Below are 14470 nucleotides of genomic sequence, written 5' to 3'. Positions count from 1 at the left end.
GGTCGCCGTCCTCAGATCACGATCAGGTCGGCTTGCAACGCGCCGGCCTGTTTCAGCGCTTCGAGGATGGCCATCAAGTCACCCGGCGCCGCGCCGACCTGGTTCACCGCACGCACGATCTCGTCGAGGGTGGTGCCCGGGCCGAACTTGAACATCGGCTTGGCTTCCTGCTGGGCGTTGACCCGCGAACGTGGCACCACTGCCGTCTGACCATTGGACAGAGGGCCGGGCTGGCTGACGATCGGATCTTCAGTGATGGTCACGGTCAGGCTGCCGTGGGTCACGGCGGCCGGGGAAACCTTGACGTTCTGGCCGATCACGATGGTGCCGGTACGGGAGTTGATGATGACTTTCGCCACGGCCTGGCCCGGATCGATTTCCAGGTTTTCGAGTATCGACAGGTAGTCGACACGCTGGCTCGGGTCCAGTGGCGCGGTGACACGAATCGAACCGCCATCGATGGCCTGGGCCACGCCCGGGCCGAGCATGTCGTTGATCTTGTCGACGATGCGTTTGGCGGTGGTGAAGTCGGAACGGTTGAGGTTCAGCGTCAGGCTGTTGCCCTGGTTGAAACCGCTCGGCACGGCGCGCTCTACCGAGGCACCGCCAGGGATGCGACCGGCCGACGGCACGTTGACCGTGATCTTGGAACCGTCACGGCCCTCGGCGTCGAAACCGCCAACCACCAGGTTGCCCTGTGCCACGGCGTAGACGTTGCCGTCGATACCCTTGAGCGGTGTCAGCAGCAAGGTGCCGCCGCGCAGGCTCTTGGAGTTACCGATGGACGAAACGGTGATGTCGACCTGCTGACCCGGCTTGGCGAACGCCGGCAAATCGGCGCTGATCGACACTGCCGCGACGTTCTTCAACTGCACGTTGCCCGAACCCGGCGGCACCTTGATGCCGAACTGCGAGAGCATGTTGTTGAAGGTCTGCAGGGTGAACGGGGTTTGCGTCGTCTGGTCGCCGGTACCGTTAAGCCCGACCACCAGGCCGTAACCGATCAATTGGTTGGAACGCACGCCGGAAATGCTGGCGATGTCCTTCAGGCGTTCGGCCTGGGCGTTGAAGGCCGCGGACACCATCACCGCGGCCATCATGAGGCTTCTGAAATTCAACAACGTAGCCACCTAGAAAGGGAACAGCGGGCTGAGGAAGAAACGGTCGAACCAGCCTGGCTGACTCGCATCGGCAAACGAACCGGTGCCCGAATAGGTGATGCGTGCGTCGGCGACACGGGTCGATGACACGGTGTTGTCGGTGGCGATGTCATCGGCACGCACCAGGCCGGCGATCCGCACCAGCTCATCGCCGGTGTTGAGGGTCAGCCACTTCTCGCCGCGCACGGCGATGATGCCGTTGGGCAATACGTCGGCCACGGTCACGGTGATCGAACCGGTCAGGCTGTTGCCTTGCCCGGCCTTGCTGTCACCCTTGGTCGCGCGGTCGCCTTCATAGCCGGCACTCAGGCTCAGGTCACCGCCACCGAACGGGTTGTTGGTGGTGGCGCTGGTGCCGAACAACGAACTCAGGCCGATGCCGGTCTTGCTGTTCTTGGCCACTTGCGAGTTGGCGTTCTTGCTGGCCTGGGTCTTCTCGTTCAGGGTGATGGTGATGATGTCACCGACCCGGAACGCCTTGCGGTCGCTGTACAGGTTCTGCTCGAACCCGGCCTGATAGATCGAGCCGTTGTTCGCCGCCGCCGGCAGCGGCGTGCGCGGCAACACCGGGGCGTAGTAAGGGTCGTTGGGCTTGGGCGTCGGCGCGACGCAACCGGCAAGCGCGGTGATCCCACTCAAAGCCATAACAGAGACGAAGCGTTTCATGACCCTTACCTCACGGTGTTGCAGGCGACCTCATGGCCGCCCCGTAGACTTGATTACAGATTCTGCGTTACGAACGAGAGCATCTGGTCGGCGGTGGAGATCACCTTGGAGTTCATCTCGTAGGCGCGCTGAGTGGTGATCATGTTGACCATCTCTTCAACGGTGCTGACGTTGGAGGTTTCCAGGGTGTTCTGCAGCGTAGTGCCGAAACCGGCCAGGCCCGGGGTGCCGACTTGCGGCGCGCCACTGGCGGCGGTTTCCAGGAACAGGTTGTTGCCCACGGCCTGCAGGCCGGCCGGGTTGATGAAGTCGGCGGTCTGCAGGTTGCCGATCACCTGGGACGCCGGGTTGCCGGCGGTGGTGATGGACACGGTGCCGTCCTTGCCCACGGTGAACGTTTGGGCATCGTTGGGAATGACGATCGCCGGCTCCAGGGCGAAACCGCTGGCGTTGACGATCTGGCCGTTGGAGTCCAGGTGGAAGGTGCCGTCACGGGTGTAGGACGTGGTGCCGTCCGGTTGCAGGATCTGGAAGAAACCGCGACCGTCGATGGCCATGTCCAGCGGCTGCTCGGTGGTTTGCAGGCTGCCGGCGTTGAAGTTTTTCTGGGTGCCTACGATGCGCACACCGGTACCCAGTTGCAGACCCGACGGCAGTTCGCTGTCCTGGGTCGACTGGGCGCCTGGCTGGCGCTTGATCTGATAGAGCAGGTCCTGGAACTCGGCGCGGTCACGTTTGAAACCCGTGGTCGACACGTTGGCCAGGTTGTTGGAAATGGTGGTCAGGTTGGTGTCCTGGGCGGACAGACCGGTTTTGGCAACCCATAGAGCCGGAAGCATTCGATTCTCCTCGTGCGCCTGTTTTACGGCGCGACGTTCTGATAATTAGCTGATCTGCAAGACCCGAGCCATGGCCTGGTCGTCTTCTTTGGCGGTGTTCATCATCTTGATGTGCAGCTCGAACTGCTTGGACAAAGCCAGCACCGAGGTCATTTCGTCCACGGCGTTGACGTTGCTCGACTCAAGGAAACCGGACACCAGTTTGACGTTGGCATCGGCTTGCGCCGGCTGACCGTCCTTGGTGTGGATCGAACCGTCCAGGCCCTTGGTCATGTTCTTGATGTCCGGGTTGACCAGCTTGATGCGGTCGACTTCGGCCATGACCCGCGGACCTTCGCCCATCGCACGGATGCTGATGGTGCCGTCCTCGCCGACTTCGATCTGTTGCTCGGGCGGCACGGCGATCGGGCCGCCGTTGCCGATCACCGGCATGCCGTTGCCGGCGCGCAAGACGCCCAAGGCATCGACCACCAGGCTGCCGGTGCGCACGTAGCTTTCACCGCCATCGGGGTTCTGCACCGCCAGCCAGCCGTTGCCTTGCACGGCAACGTCGAGATCGCGACCGGTTTCCACCAGCGAGCCTGGGGAGAAATCCGTGGCCGGGCGTTCGGACATGGCAAACGCACGCGCCGGAAAGCTGTCACCGAACACCGGCATCGAACGCGCCTGCTCCAGGTCTTTCTGGAAGCCGTTGGTAGAGATGTTCGCCAGGTTGTTGGCATGAGCCTTTTGCGCCAGTGCATTCTGGCTGGCGCCGGTCATTGCCACATAAAGGTACTTGTCCACAATCTATCCTCTGCCTGCCGGACGTTTGCCGCCCACTGCTGTACTGATGAGCCACAAGCAATTTGCAGACCAACTTGTTTTTGCCGGCGCAAGGGCCGGTAAACAAAGGACTTGAGGGGTTTGCAGGGAATGGAGCGATGGTGTCGAAGACGAAAAACCGGCGGTGTCATGCCGGTTGGAGGCAAGTCTTTTCCCAAGTGTTGGCTAGGCGTCGTTCTTGCCCACGTCGTACTCACGCAACTTGTTGGCGATGGTGGTATGGGAAACCCCGAGCCGCTTGCCCAGTTGCCGGCTGCTGGGATGCTCGCAATACAGGCTTTGCAGCACGGCTTTTTCGAAACGCCCGACGATTTCGTCCAGCCCGCCTTCGAGGGAAAAATCCCCCAGCGGTTGGCGCACGCCGTAGTCCGGCAAACGGATGTGCTCGGCCTTGACGGTGCCGCCGTCGCACAGCGAAACCGCCTGGAACAACACGTTCTCCAACTGCCGCACGTTGCCCGGCCAATGGTAATGGCTTAACCGATCCATGGCCGCCGGCGCCAGTTTCGGCAGCGGGCAACCGATCTGCCGACTGGCCTGATCGAGAAAATGCTCCACCAGCGGCGGCAAACCGTCGAGGCATTCGCGCAACGGCGGGATGTGCAGCGACAACACATTCAAGCGGTGATAGAGGTCCTGGCGAAACTCACCCCGGGCGCACAGCTCGGAAAGGTCGACCTGGGTCGCACAGATCACCCGCACATCGAGGTAGACCTCCTCATCACTGCCCACACGACGAAAGCAGCCGTCCTGCAGGAAGCGCAGCAATTTCACCTGCAGCCGCGGGCTCATTTCCCCCACACCGTCGAGAAACAGCGTGCCGCCCGCCGTCAATTCCAACAGCCCGAGCTTGCCCTCGGCCCGCGCCCCTTCGAAGGCGCCAGGGCCGTAGCCGAACAGTTCGGTCTCGGCCATGGACTCCGGCAGGCCGGCGCAGTTGAGCGCCATCAGCGGCGATTGCCCACGGGGGCTGGCCAGGTGACAGGCCCGCGCCAGCAGCTCCTTGCCGGTGCCGGTTTCGCCTTCTATCAATAGCGGTGCGTCGAGGGGCGCCATGCGCCGGGCTTCGCGCACCACGGCAGCCATCACCTTCGAGCTTTGAAAGATGCTGTCGAAGCCACGCAATTCCTGTTTGCGCACGTTGTAGATGCGCTCCCCTACCCGGTCGGCGCGATGCAGCGTCAGCACTGCGCCGGCCATGGCTTCGCTGTCGTCATGCTCAGATTGCAGCGGGGCAATGTCGGCCAGAAACACATCGCCCTTGACCTTGACCCGCAGGCCGTTGATTCGCGACTTGTTGGCGCGCACCAGTTCCGGCAAATCGAAATACTCGGCGTAGCGCGACAGCGGAATTCCGGGCACCTCGTCGACCCGCACACCCAGCAACTGCGCTGCCGCACGGTTGGCGGCAACGATGGAGCCGCCCATGTCGATCGACAGCACCGGAAACTCCAGGGCGCCCAGTAACGCATTGAGTTCCATATGCCGACGCTCGCTGGGCATCAGGCCTACACGCTTGACGCCAAACACCCCGGCAATCGCTTCGAATTTCGGACGCAAGGCCTGGAACTGGATGTTGATCAGGTTGGGACAGTGCAGGTAGATCGCATTGCCATGCTCACCGCCCACCTCACCGCGCGCGACGTTGATGCCGTACCCCACCAGCAGGTTGAGAATGTCACGCAGGATGCCGATGCGGTTCTGGCAGTGGACTTTGATTCGCATATAAAAGGCCCGAAAACGGTGAGTGGGGTTGATGCACAACCCTGTGGGAGCGGGCTTGCTCGCGAAGACGGTATGCCTGTCGCCATTCACATCGACTGACACACCGCCTTTGCGAGCAAGCCCGCTACCACAGGGGCACTGCAGTGCTTTGCGGGCATTTTCTGCCAAGGCACTCAGATAGTCGTCAAGATTATGTGACAGTCAGAGCGCTTTTCAAATCCTCAAACCGCAACAGCTGCGCAGCACCCGGCAAAACGTAACGAAAAATTTACGAATCCAGCGGATTTTTCCTACGTCCTGCTTCCCTCACCTACTGCAATGCCGCAACCCTTGGAGTATTTCTAAGTCCATAGCAGGACATAACAAGAACGAAATCCCTCGCAGGAGAGCAGCATGAAGCAGACGCAATACGTGGCTCGCGAGCCCGATGCGCAAGGTTTTATCGACTATACCGACGAAGAACACGCGGTATGGAACACGCTGATCACTCGCCAGTTGAAAGTGATCGAAGGGCGTGCGTGCCAGGAATACCTGGACGGCATCGAAAAACTCGGTCTGCCCCACGACCGCATTCCGCAACTGGGCGAGATCAACAAAGTGCTGGGTGAAACCACCGGTTGGCAGGTGGCCCGCGTTCCGGCGCTGATCCCTTTCCAGACCTTTTTTGAATTGCTCGCCAGCAAGCAGTTTCCAGTGGCGACCTTCATTCGCACCCGCGAAGAGCTGGATTACCTGCAAGAGCCGGACATTTTCCACGAGATCTTCGGCCACTGCCCGCTGCTGACCAACCCCTGGTTCGCCGAATTTACCCACACCTACGGCAAACTTGGCCTACAGGCCTCCAAGGAAGAACGCGTGTACCTGGCGCGCCTGTACTGGATGACCATCGAGTTCGGCCTGCTCGATACCCCGCAGGGCCAGCGCATCTACGGTGGCGGCATCCTGTCCTCGCCCAAAGAAACCGTTTACTGCCTGTCGGACGAGCCTGAGCACCAGGCTTTCGATCCGCTGGAGTGCATGCGCACCCCCTATCGCATCGACATTCTGCAGCCGTTGTACTTCGTGCTACCGAATCTCAAGCGCCTGTTCGACCTCGCCCACGAAGACATCATGGGCATGGTCAAGCAGGCCATGCAGATGGGTCTGCACGCGCCGAAATTTCCGCCAAAACCAAAAGCCGCCTGAACCGCTGCTTTTACGATCAAGTGAGTCTGTCAGAAACCGTCGCTTTGCTTTAGCGTGGTCACACTGACGGCCGAATTCCAATCATCAGATTTTCAGGAATCCACCATGTCCACATTGAACCAAGCCCACTGCGAAGCCTGCCGCGCCGATGCTCCACAGGTCAGCGACGAAGAGTTGCCGATCCTGATCAAGCAGATCCCGGACTGGAACATCGAAGTACGCGACAGCATCATGCAGTTGGAAAAAGTCTTCCTGTTCAAGAATTTCAAGCACGCCCTGGCGTTCACCAACGCCGTCGGCGAGATCTCCGAGGCCGAAGGTCACCACCCAGGCCTGCTGACCGAATGGGGCAAAGTCACCGTGACCTGGTGGAGCCACTCGATCAAGGGCCTGCACCGCAACGATTTCATCATGGCCGCGCGCACTGACGAAGTGGCCAAGGACGCCGAGGGACGCAAATAATGCATTTCGATGCCATCGGCCGAGTGCCCGGCGACCCGATCCTGAGCCTGATGGAGGCTTATGCGCAGGACCCCAACCCGCGCAAGTTCGACTTGGGCGTTGGCGTCTACAAGGACGCCCAGGGCCTGACGCCGATTCCGCACTCGGTGAAGCTGGCCGAGGCGCGGCTGATGGAGCAGCAGACCACCAAGATCTACATTGGCGGTCACGGCGAGCCGGCGTTCGGCAAGGTGATCAATGAGCTGGTGCTGGGCGCCGACTCGCCGCTGATTCGCGACAAACGCGCTGGCGCCAGCCAGACCCCGGGCGGCACCGGTGCGCTGCGCCTGAGTGCGGATTTCATCGCTCAGTGCCTGCCAGGCCGTGGCGTGTGGTTGAGCGATCCGACCTGGCCGATCCACGAAAGCATTTTCGCCAAGGCCGGGGTCAAGGTCAGTCATTACCCTTATGTGGGCCGCGACAACCGGCTCGATATCGAGGGCATGCTCACCGCGCTCGCCGCAGCCCCCAAGGGTGATGTGGTCCTGCTGCACGCCTGCTGCCACAACCCGACCGGGTTCGATCCGTCCCACGACGACTGGCGACGGATTCTGGACGTGGTGCGCAAGCGCGAACTGCTGCCACTGATCGACTTCGCCTACCAGGGTTTTGGCGATGGCCTGGAGCAGGACGCCTGGTCGACCCGGCTGTTCGCCGCCGAGCTGCCGGAAGTGCTGATCACCAGTTCCTGCTCGAAGAACTTCGGCCTGTACCGCGACCGCACCGGTGCGCTGATCGTCTGCGCGAAAACCGCCGACAAGCTGATCGACATTCGCAGCCAACTGGCCAACATCGCCCGCAACCTGTGGTCGACCCCACCGGATCACGGTGCTGCCGTGGTGGCGACCATCCTTGGCGATCCAGAGCTGAAAAACCTTTGGGTCGACGAGGTGGAAACCATGCGTCTGCGCATTGCCCAGTTGCGCAGCGGCCTGGTGGAAGCCCTGGAACCCCATGGTTTGCGCGAACGTTTTGCGCACATTGGCGTGCAACGCGGGATGTTTTCCTACACCGGTTTGTCGCCGGAGCAGGTCAAGCAACTGCGTGATCAACACAGCGTTTACATGGTGGGTACTGGCCGGGCCAACGTGGCGGGGATTGATGCCACGCGCCTGGATCTGCTGGCCGAAGCGATCGCCGACGTCTGCAAGTAGTCTTCACTGTGGGAGCGGGCTTGCTCGCGAATACGGTGTAACAGTCAACCTATCGGCCGACTGACACTCCGCTTTCGCGAGCAAGCCCGCTCCCACATTTAGCGGCTGCGCGCCCTTCAATACGTGTCTATACAAGCCCATCCGTCGAAACAAATGGATATAAAAGTCTGATTGTCATTTTTACTGCTGTATCCTGCCCAGGCTTTTTCGAAAGCGCGGATCTACCAGATCTATCAACAGACTTAGCGAGGAGCGCAACCATGCACGAGATTCCCAATCTCCCCTTCCCAAGCCTGCACGAACCTGAGCAGACGACCACGCAACAAGCCGGTGCCCAACAGCCCGAGCCGAAAGAAGCATCTGACAGCCGCCAGGCTGACAGCGAAGACTGAAACACCCGCCGTACAGACCGTGTGGAAAGCGCTAACATGCGCTTTCCACACTGCCTGAACCGAGCGCCGCCATGACCGATGAATTCGACGAACAACAAGCCAGCGTCCTGATCGGCACCGCCGAAAAAATGATCGAGATCTGGAATCGCCTTCCCCCTGAGAAACAAGCCGCGTTGCTCGCCCGTTTCGGCAGCGAAGAAAACGCCCTGGCCGCGCTGGTCACCACGCAACTGGTGGCACCTGCCAAGCCTTGATAACCTCGTCCGGTAAATAGTTTTACTTTTCCCCAACCCACGAACGCCAGCGCCGTTATCATAAGCAGCCTATCTAATCCTGCTTTCCCGTGGACCTTTACCCATGTCTGAAAACCAGCGCCCCCTGGCGGTCACGCTGCAAGTTGTCTCCATCGTCCTGTTCACCTTTATCGGCTACCTGAATATCGGCATTCCCTTGGCGGTATTGCCCGGTTACGTCCACAGCGACCTGGGCTTCGGCGCGGTGATCGCCGGGCTGGTGATCAGCGTGCAATACCTGGCCACCCTGCTCAGCCGTCCCTACGCCGGGAAAATCATCGACAACAAGGGCAGCAAACTGGCGGTGATGTATGGCCTGGCCGGTTGCGGGTTGAGCGGCGTGTTCATGCTGATCTCGGCCTGGACCCAGCATTTGCCGATGCTCAGCCTGGCCAGTCTGCTGGTCGGCCGTCTGGTGCTGGGCAGCGCGGAGAGCCTGGTGGGCTCCGGCTCCATCGGCTGGGGCATCGGCCGGGTCGGTGCGGCGAACACTGCCAAGGTCATCTCCTGGAATGGCATCGCCAGTTATGGCGCACTGGCCGTCGGCGCCCCGCTGGGGGTGTGGCTGGTCGGCCAATTGGGCTTGTGGAGCATGGGCGTGAGCATTGTGCTGCTGGCCTTGTTTGGATTGGCACTGGCCTGGCCGAAAACCGCCGCGCCGATCGTGGTCGGCGAACGCCTGCCGTTCATGCATGTGCTCGGGCGGGTGCTGCCCCACGGTTGCGGCCTGGCGTTGGGCTCCATCGGTTTCGGCACCATCGCCACCTTCATCACCCTGTATTACGCCACCCAGCACTGGGATAACGCAGTGCTGTGCCTGAGCCTGTTCGGCGCCAGCTTCATCGGCGCGCGGCTGTTGTTTGGCAACCTGATCAATCGCTTGGGCGGCTTTCGTGTGGCGATCGCCTGCCTGTCGGTGGAGACCCTGGGGCTGTTGCTGTTGTGGCTGGCGCCGGACGCCCACTGGGCGCTGGCGGGTGCGGCGCTGAGTGGTTTTGGCTTCTCGCTGGTGTTTCCGGCGCTGGGGGTCGAGGCGGTCAACCTGGTGCCTGCTTCCAGTCGTGGCGCGGCAGTCGGGGCTTATTCGCTGTTCATTGATCTGTCGCTGGGGATCACCGGCCCATTGGCCGGTGCGGTGGCCTCGGGCTTCGGGTTTGCGTCGATCTTCCTGTTCGCCGCGCTGGCCGCGGTCAGTAGCCTGATGCTCTGCATCTACCTGTATCGACAAGCGCCGAAGGAACGGGCGGCCCGCTAGAAATCCACCTTGCCACGCCCGGCCTTGATGTTGCCGCGCTTGCTCTTGGATTCGAGCCGACGGGTCTTGGAGCCGAGGGTGGGCTTGGTCGGGCGGCGTTTCTTTTCGACCTTGGTGGCACTGAGGATCAGCTCGGTCAGACGCTCCAGCGCATCGGCGCGGTTCTGCTCCTGGGTGCGGTACTGTTGGGCCTTGATGATCAACACGCCGTCACTGGTGATGCGACTGTCGCGCAGGGCCAGCAGGCGCTCCTTGTAGAAGTCGGGCAACGACGAATTGGGAATGTCGAAGCGCAGGTGCACGGCGCTGGAGACCTTGTTGACGTTCTGCCCACCGGCGCCCTGGGCGCGGATGGCGGTCAACTCGATCTCGCTGTCGGGCAGATGCACGTTGTTGGAAATCACCAGCATGGCCAATCACTACCTCGGGGCTGTGCCCCATCTAAACAAAAATGCCCGTATCTGGCGATACGGGCATTTTTTATTCAGCTCCAGCGCTTATTCAGCCGCTGGCGCCTCTGGCTTGCGGCGCTTGAGCGGGGCCATGCCGTCCTTGCTGACCAGCGACGGGGCGTCGGCCTTCGGGCGGTTGACGCTCTTGCGCTTGGTCGGGGTCTTGGCGGCGACTTTTTTCTTGTCGCCCTTGGCGTCGGTCTTTTTCTTCTTCACGCCAACAGCCTTGCCGGAGGCCTTGACCTTTTTCGGTCCGCCGTAGGTGCCTTTGACTTCCTTGATGGTCCGGCGTTCGAAGCTCTGCTTGAGGTAGCGCTCGATGCTCGACATCAGGTTCCAGTCGCCGTGGCAGATCAGCGAGATGGCCAGGCCATCGTTGCCGGCGCGGCCGGTACGACCGATACGGTGCACGTATTCGTCGCCACTGCGCGGCATGTCGAAGTTGATCACCAGGTCCAGACCGTCGACGTCCAGGCCGCGAGCGGCAACGTCAGTAGCCACAAGGATTTTCACCCCGCCTTGCTTGAGACGGTCGATCGCCAGTTTGCGATCCTTCTGGTCCTTGTCGCCGTGCAGCACGAACGCTTTGTAGTCCTGCGCCACCAGACGGCCGTAGATACGGTCGGCCATGGCCCGGGTGTTGGTGAAGACGATGGCCTTCTGGTAGGTCTCGTTGGCCAGCAGCCAGTTGACGATCTGTTCTTTGTGTTGGTTGTGGTCGGCGGTGATGATCTGCTGACGGGTGGTTTCGTTCAGTTGGCTGACCGCGTTGAGCTGCAGGTGCTCAGGGTTGTTCAGGACCTTGGCGACCATCTCGCGCAAGCCCGAACCGCCGGTGGTGGCGGAGAACAGCATGGTCTGCTGACGGTTGGTGCACTCGTCCACCAGGCGCTGTACGTCCTCGGCAAAGCCCATGTCGAGCATGCGGTCGGCTTCGTCCAGCACCAGCACTTCGACTTCCTTGAGGTCGAGGTTGCCGGCGTTCAGTTGCTCGATCATCCGCCCCGGCGTACCGATCAGGATGTCCGGCACCTTGCGCAGCATGGCAGCCTGGACCTTGAAGTCTTCGCCGCCGGTGATCAGGCCGGACTTGATGAAGGTGAACTGCGAGAAGCGCTCGACCTCTTTCAAGGTCTGCTGGGCCAGCTCGCGGGTCGGCAGCAGGATGAGGGTCTTGATGCTGACGCGGATCTTGGCCGGGCCGATCAGGCGGTTGAGGATCGGCAGAACGAAGGCCGCGGTTTTACCGCTGCCGGTTTGCGCCGTCACCCGCAGGTCACGCCCCTGGAGCGCCAGCGGAATAGCCGCTGCTTGCACAGGCGTCGGCTCGACAAATTTCAGTTCGGCCACGGCTTTGAGCAGGCGTTCGTGCAGGGCGAATTCGGAAAACACGGGTGCTACCTCGAAGAAATGCAAAAAAACAGCTGCATAGGGTAACGGTTTCGAGCGCTGAGGCCGAGTTTCTTTGTGCAATCGGCAGCAAACAGTGGCTTTTTTGTTGCCTGATTTGTCCCAGAGCGTAATACAAAGCGTCTTAAATGCTCTAATCGCCCGTCGCGTCTTACAGAAGAATTGTTGCTACCCATGGATATCAAACAGCTCTGGCTCAACGCCCAAGACCTTTGGGGCACCCTCGATCAGCACCCGCTCCTGCATGCCAGCCTGGCCTTGGCGCTGCTGCTGGTGATCGCGCTGGTGCTCGGACGAGTGGCGCGCTACCTGATCCTGCACGCCAGCCGCATGCTGGGCCGTCAGCCGGCCTTGCACTGGATCAACGATTTTCGCCACAACAAGGTGTTTCAGCGCCTGGCACAGATGACGCCGTCGCTGGTAATCCAGTTCGGCCTGCATCTGGTACCGGAACTGAGCAAGACCGCGATGATTTTCCTCGGCAACGTCGCGCTGGCGTTCACCATCCTGTTTCTGGTGCTGTGCATCAGCGCCCTGCTCAACGCCCTGCTGGACATCTACGCCCGCACCGAACACGCCCGGACCCGTTCGATCAAGGGCTACGTGCAACTGGCGAAAATGGTGTTGTACGTGTTCGGCGCCATCATCATCGTCGCGACCCTGATCGACCGCTCGCCGCTGTTGCTGCTGTCGGGTCTGGGCGCCATGTCGGCGGTGATCCTGTTGGTCTACAAGGACACCCTGCTGTCGTTCGTCGCCAGCGTGCAACTGACCAGCAACGACATGCTGCGGGTCGGCGACTGGATCGAGATGCCGCAGGTCGGCGCCGATGGCGACGTGGTGGACATCACGCTGCACACGGTCAAGGTGCAGAACTTCGACAAGACCATCGTCTCGATTCCGACCTGGCGCCTGATGTCCGAGTCCTTCAAGAACTGGCGCGGCATGCAGCAGTCCGGCGGGCGACGGATCAAGCGCAGCCTGTTCATCGATGCCAGCGGCGTGCGCTTCATCCGCGATGACGAGGAGCAGAAGCTGTCCCAGGTGCATCTGCTGACCGACTACATCAGCCGCAAACAGGCTGAGCTCAAGGCCTGGAACGAAGCGCAAGGCAATGTCGCGGCCATGTCCGCCAACCGCCGACGCATGACCAATATCGGGACGTTCCGCGCTTATGCCTTGGCCTATCTGAAGAGCCATCCGGAAATCCAGCCGAACATGACCTGCATGGTCCGGCAGATGCAGACCACGGCCCAGGGCATCCCACTGGAAATCTACTGCTTCACCCGCACCACGGCCTGGGCCGATTACGAGCGGATTCAGGGGGATATTTTCGATTACCTGCTGGCGGTGCTGCCGGAGTTTGGCTTGAGCCTGTACCAGCAGCCCAGTGGCGGGGATTTACGGGCCGGGCTGCTGCCAGCGGTGTTGGGCGCGAGCCACATGCCCGAGCCCGAAAAGCACGTGATGTAGTGCACGCCGCCCCCTGTAGGAGCGAGTTCACTCGCGATGAAATTTCCGGCACCGCGGGCATTCAGACAGCCCGTGTTTTCGTTAACCACCATCGCGAGCGAGCTAGCTCCTACAGGGTCAGGCGGTTGCCAGCTGGTTTCGCACACCCAACCGACTGATCCACACCGCCAGCAGAATCACCGAGCCGCCCAGCAGCAAGCGTCCCAACTCCTCATGCTGATTCCAGATCAACAGGTTGATCAGCAATCCCACCGGTACGTGCAGGTTGTTCATCACCGCCAGTGTCCCACCGTTCACCAGGCATGCGCCTTTGTTCCACCAGTAGAGTCCCAAAGCAGTCGAGACCAGGCCGAGGAACAACAGCACGCCCCATTGCAGGGGTGCTTCAGGCAGGAAATTTTGTTTGCCGAACAGCAGGAACGCCGGCAAGGCCACCGCCAATGCCCCCAGGTAGAAATAGCCGAAGCGTCGATAATGCGGCAGGTCGCTGGGGTGACGCGCTACCAGATGCTTGTACAGCACTTGGCCTGCGGCATAGGTGAAGTTGGCCAATTGCAGCAGCAAAAAGCCCATGAAGAAGTCCGGGTTGATGCGATCGTAGCGAATCACCGCCGCTCCCGCGACCGCCACCAGTGCAGCGATCAGGGCCCAGGGATTGAAGCGGCGGTTCAGCGCGTCTTCGATCAAGGTCACGTGCAACGGCGTGAGGATAGTGAACAGCAACACTTCCGGCACCGTCAGCACACGGAAGCTCAGGTACAGGCAAACGTAGGTCACGCCGAACTGCAGCGCGCCGATCAGCAACATGCCACGCATGAACGCCGGTTCCACCGAGCGCCAGCGCGTCAACGGAATGAACACCAGCCCCGCCAGCAGCACGCGCACCAGCACCGCGAAATAACTGTCGACATGACCGGCCAGGTACTCGCCGATCAAACTGAAAGAAAACGCCTGGATCAGCGTGACAAAAAGTAGATAGCCCATGCTCGCCTCGTTTTGAATGGCGGCGACGATAGCGGGTTTTGCCCTTTACTGCGAACCCTGCAGGAGCCGAGCTTGCTCGCGATGGACGTCAACGAAAACGCGGACTATCTGAATGCCCGCGTTGCCCTGGCGTTTTTCGCGAGCAAGCTCGCTCCT

15 protein-coding genes are annotated in these 14470 nt (G+C 61.2%); 7 read left to right on the top strand and 8 right to left on the bottom strand.

The window, feature by feature from the left end; all coding sequences use genetic code 11:
• Positions 1–11 precede the first annotated feature (11 nt).
• From B0W55_RS09560 to B0W55_RS09540, 5 genes are all read right to left on the bottom strand, one after another.
• Positions 12–1100: a flagellar basal body P-ring protein FlgI gene (locus tag B0W55_RS09560; protein ID WP_175645487.1), complete on the bottom strand. Its 1089-nt coding sequence runs from the start codon at positions 1098–1100 to the stop codon at positions 12–14.
• 30 nt (positions 1101–1130) lie between these two features.
• Positions 1131–1826 carry a flagellar basal body L-ring protein FlgH gene (gene flgH, locus B0W55_RS09555; RefSeq protein WP_077045757.1) on the bottom strand — a complete coding sequence of 232 codons (696 nt, stop codon included), beginning with the start codon at positions 1824–1826 and terminating at the stop codon, positions 1131–1133.
• A gap of 53 nt (positions 1827–1879) precedes the next feature.
• Positions 1880–2665: a flagellar basal-body rod protein FlgG gene (gene flgG, locus B0W55_RS09550; RefSeq protein WP_077045756.1), complete on the bottom strand. Its 786-nt coding sequence runs from the start codon at positions 2663–2665 to the stop codon at positions 1880–1882.
• Between the two features lie 45 nt (positions 2666–2710).
• Positions 2711–3451, bottom strand: coding sequence for a flagellar basal body rod protein FlgF (locus B0W55_RS09545; RefSeq protein ID WP_077045755.1), 741 nt, complete (start codon positions 3449–3451; stop codon positions 2711–2713).
• A 204-nt stretch (positions 3452–3655) separates the two neighbouring features.
• Entirely contained in the window at positions 3656–5215 is a 1560-nt protein-coding gene (locus tag B0W55_RS09540; protein ID WP_077045754.1) for a sigma-54-dependent transcriptional regulator, read from the bottom strand.
• A 393-nt stretch (positions 5216–5608) separates the two neighbouring features.
• On the opposite strand from B0W55_RS09540, the gene phhA reads away from it, so the two are divergent.
• The 6 genes from phhA (at position 5609) to B0W55_RS09515 (ending at position 9995) form a co-directional block, all read left to right on the top strand.
• Positions 5609–6400: a phenylalanine 4-monooxygenase gene (gene phhA / locus B0W55_RS09535; protein WP_077045753.1), complete on the top strand. Its 792-nt coding sequence runs from the start codon at positions 5609–5611 to the stop codon at positions 6398–6400.
• 105 nt (positions 6401–6505) lie between these two features.
• Entirely contained in the window at positions 6506–6862 is a 357-nt protein-coding gene (locus B0W55_RS09530; RefSeq protein WP_007975310.1) for a 4a-hydroxytetrahydrobiopterin dehydratase, read from the top strand.
• Complete coding sequence (locus B0W55_RS09525) at positions 6862–8055, top strand: amino acid aminotransferase (RefSeq protein ID WP_077045752.1); 1194 nt, start codon at positions 6862–6864, stop codon at positions 8053–8055. Before B0W55_RS09530 ends, B0W55_RS09525 begins: the two co-directional genes overlap by 1 nt.
• Before the next feature lie 260 nt (positions 8056–8315).
• Complete coding sequence (locus tag B0W55_RS31100) at positions 8316–8447, top strand: hypothetical protein (RefSeq protein ID WP_256576250.1); 132 nt, start codon at positions 8316–8318, stop codon at positions 8445–8447.
• A 71-nt stretch (positions 8448–8518) separates the two neighbouring features.
• Positions 8519–8701, top strand: a complete 183-nt coding sequence (locus B0W55_RS09520; RefSeq protein ID WP_077045751.1) for a hypothetical protein — start codon at positions 8519–8521, stop codon at positions 8699–8701.
• A 103-nt stretch (positions 8702–8804) separates the two neighbouring features.
• On the top strand, positions 8805–9995 hold the full coding sequence (locus tag B0W55_RS09515) for an MFS transporter (protein ID WP_077045750.1): 1191 nt from the start codon (positions 8805–8807) through the stop codon (positions 9993–9995).
• On the opposite strand, the gene arfB is transcribed toward B0W55_RS09515, so the two are convergent.
• Complete coding sequence (gene arfB / locus B0W55_RS09510) at positions 9992–10405, bottom strand: alternative ribosome rescue aminoacyl-tRNA hydrolase ArfB (RefSeq protein WP_077045749.1); 414 nt, start codon at positions 10403–10405, stop codon at positions 9992–9994. The two genes, B0W55_RS09515 and arfB, sit on opposite strands and share 4 nt — an antisense overlap.
• A gap of 87 nt (positions 10406–10492) precedes the next feature.
• Complete coding sequence (locus B0W55_RS09505) at positions 10493–11839, bottom strand: DEAD/DEAH box helicase (protein WP_077045748.1); 1347 nt, start codon at positions 11837–11839, stop codon at positions 10493–10495.
• A gap of 192 nt (positions 11840–12031) precedes the next feature.
• Between B0W55_RS09505 and B0W55_RS09500 the strand changes: the two genes are divergently transcribed.
• A complete protein-coding gene (locus B0W55_RS09500; RefSeq protein ID WP_077045747.1) occupies positions 12032–13330 on the top strand; it encodes a mechanosensitive ion channel family protein in 1299 nt (432 codons plus the stop codon).
• Between the two features lie 117 nt (positions 13331–13447).
• Here B0W55_RS09500 and B0W55_RS09495 read toward each other — a convergent pair whose 3' ends face one another.
• On the bottom strand, positions 13448–14314 hold the full coding sequence (locus tag B0W55_RS09495) for a carboxylate/amino acid/amine transporter (protein WP_077045746.1): 867 nt from the start codon (positions 14312–14314) through the stop codon (positions 13448–13450).
• Positions 14315–14470: the final 156 nt, after the last annotated feature.

It is taken from the genome of Pseudomonas sp. KK4 (assembly GCF_001984065.1).
Taxonomy (GTDB): domain Bacteria; phylum Pseudomonadota; class Gammaproteobacteria; order Pseudomonadales; family Pseudomonadaceae; genus Aquipseudomonas.
Note: the sequence above shows the minus strand (reverse complement) of the source record. Positions and strands in the feature narration are given on the sequence as shown.

What these genes read in the sequence shown, in the direction of transcription:
- B0W55_RS09560 (WP_175645487.1), bottom strand. Translation starts at nt 1,100, where the DNA reads ATGATGGCCGCGGTGATGGTGTCCGCGGCCTTCAACGCCCAGGCCGAA.
- flgH (WP_077045757.1), bottom strand. Translation starts at nt 1,826, where the DNA reads ATGAAACGCTTCGTCTCTGTTATGGCTTTGAGTGGGATCACCGCGCTT.
- flgG (WP_077045756.1), bottom strand. Translation starts at nt 2,665, where the DNA reads ATGCTTCCGGCTCTATGGGTTGCCAAAACCGGTCTGTCCGCCCAGGAC.
- B0W55_RS09540 (WP_077045754.1), bottom strand. Translation starts at nt 5,215, where the DNA reads ATGCGAATCAAAGTCCACTGCCAGAACCGCATCGGCATCCTGCGTGAC.
- phhA (WP_077045753.1), top strand. Translation starts at nt 5,609, where the DNA reads ATGAAGCAGACGCAATACGTGGCTCGCGAGCCCGATGCGCAAGGTTTT.
- B0W55_RS09530 (WP_007975310.1), top strand. Translation starts at nt 6,506, where the DNA reads ATGTCCACATTGAACCAAGCCCACTGCGAAGCCTGCCGCGCCGATGCT.
- B0W55_RS09525 (WP_077045752.1), top strand. Translation starts at nt 6,862, where the DNA reads ATGCATTTCGATGCCATCGGCCGAGTGCCCGGCGACCCGATCCTGAGC.
- B0W55_RS31100 (WP_256576250.1), top strand. Translation starts at nt 8,316, where the DNA reads ATGCACGAGATTCCCAATCTCCCCTTCCCAAGCCTGCACGAACCTGAG.
- B0W55_RS09520 (WP_077045751.1), top strand. Translation starts at nt 8,519, where the DNA reads ATGACCGATGAATTCGACGAACAACAAGCCAGCGTCCTGATCGGCACC.
- B0W55_RS09515 (WP_077045750.1), top strand. Translation starts at nt 8,805, where the DNA reads ATGTCTGAAAACCAGCGCCCCCTGGCGGTCACGCTGCAAGTTGTCTCC.
- arfB (WP_077045749.1), bottom strand. Translation starts at nt 10,405, where the DNA reads ATGCTGGTGATTTCCAACAACGTGCATCTGCCCGACAGCGAGATCGAG.
- B0W55_RS09500 (WP_077045747.1), top strand. Translation starts at nt 12,032, where the DNA reads ATGGATATCAAACAGCTCTGGCTCAACGCCCAAGACCTTTGGGGCACC.
- B0W55_RS09495 (WP_077045746.1), bottom strand. Translation starts at nt 14,314, where the DNA reads ATGGGCTATCTACTTTTTGTCACGCTGATCCAGGCGTTTTCTTTCAGT.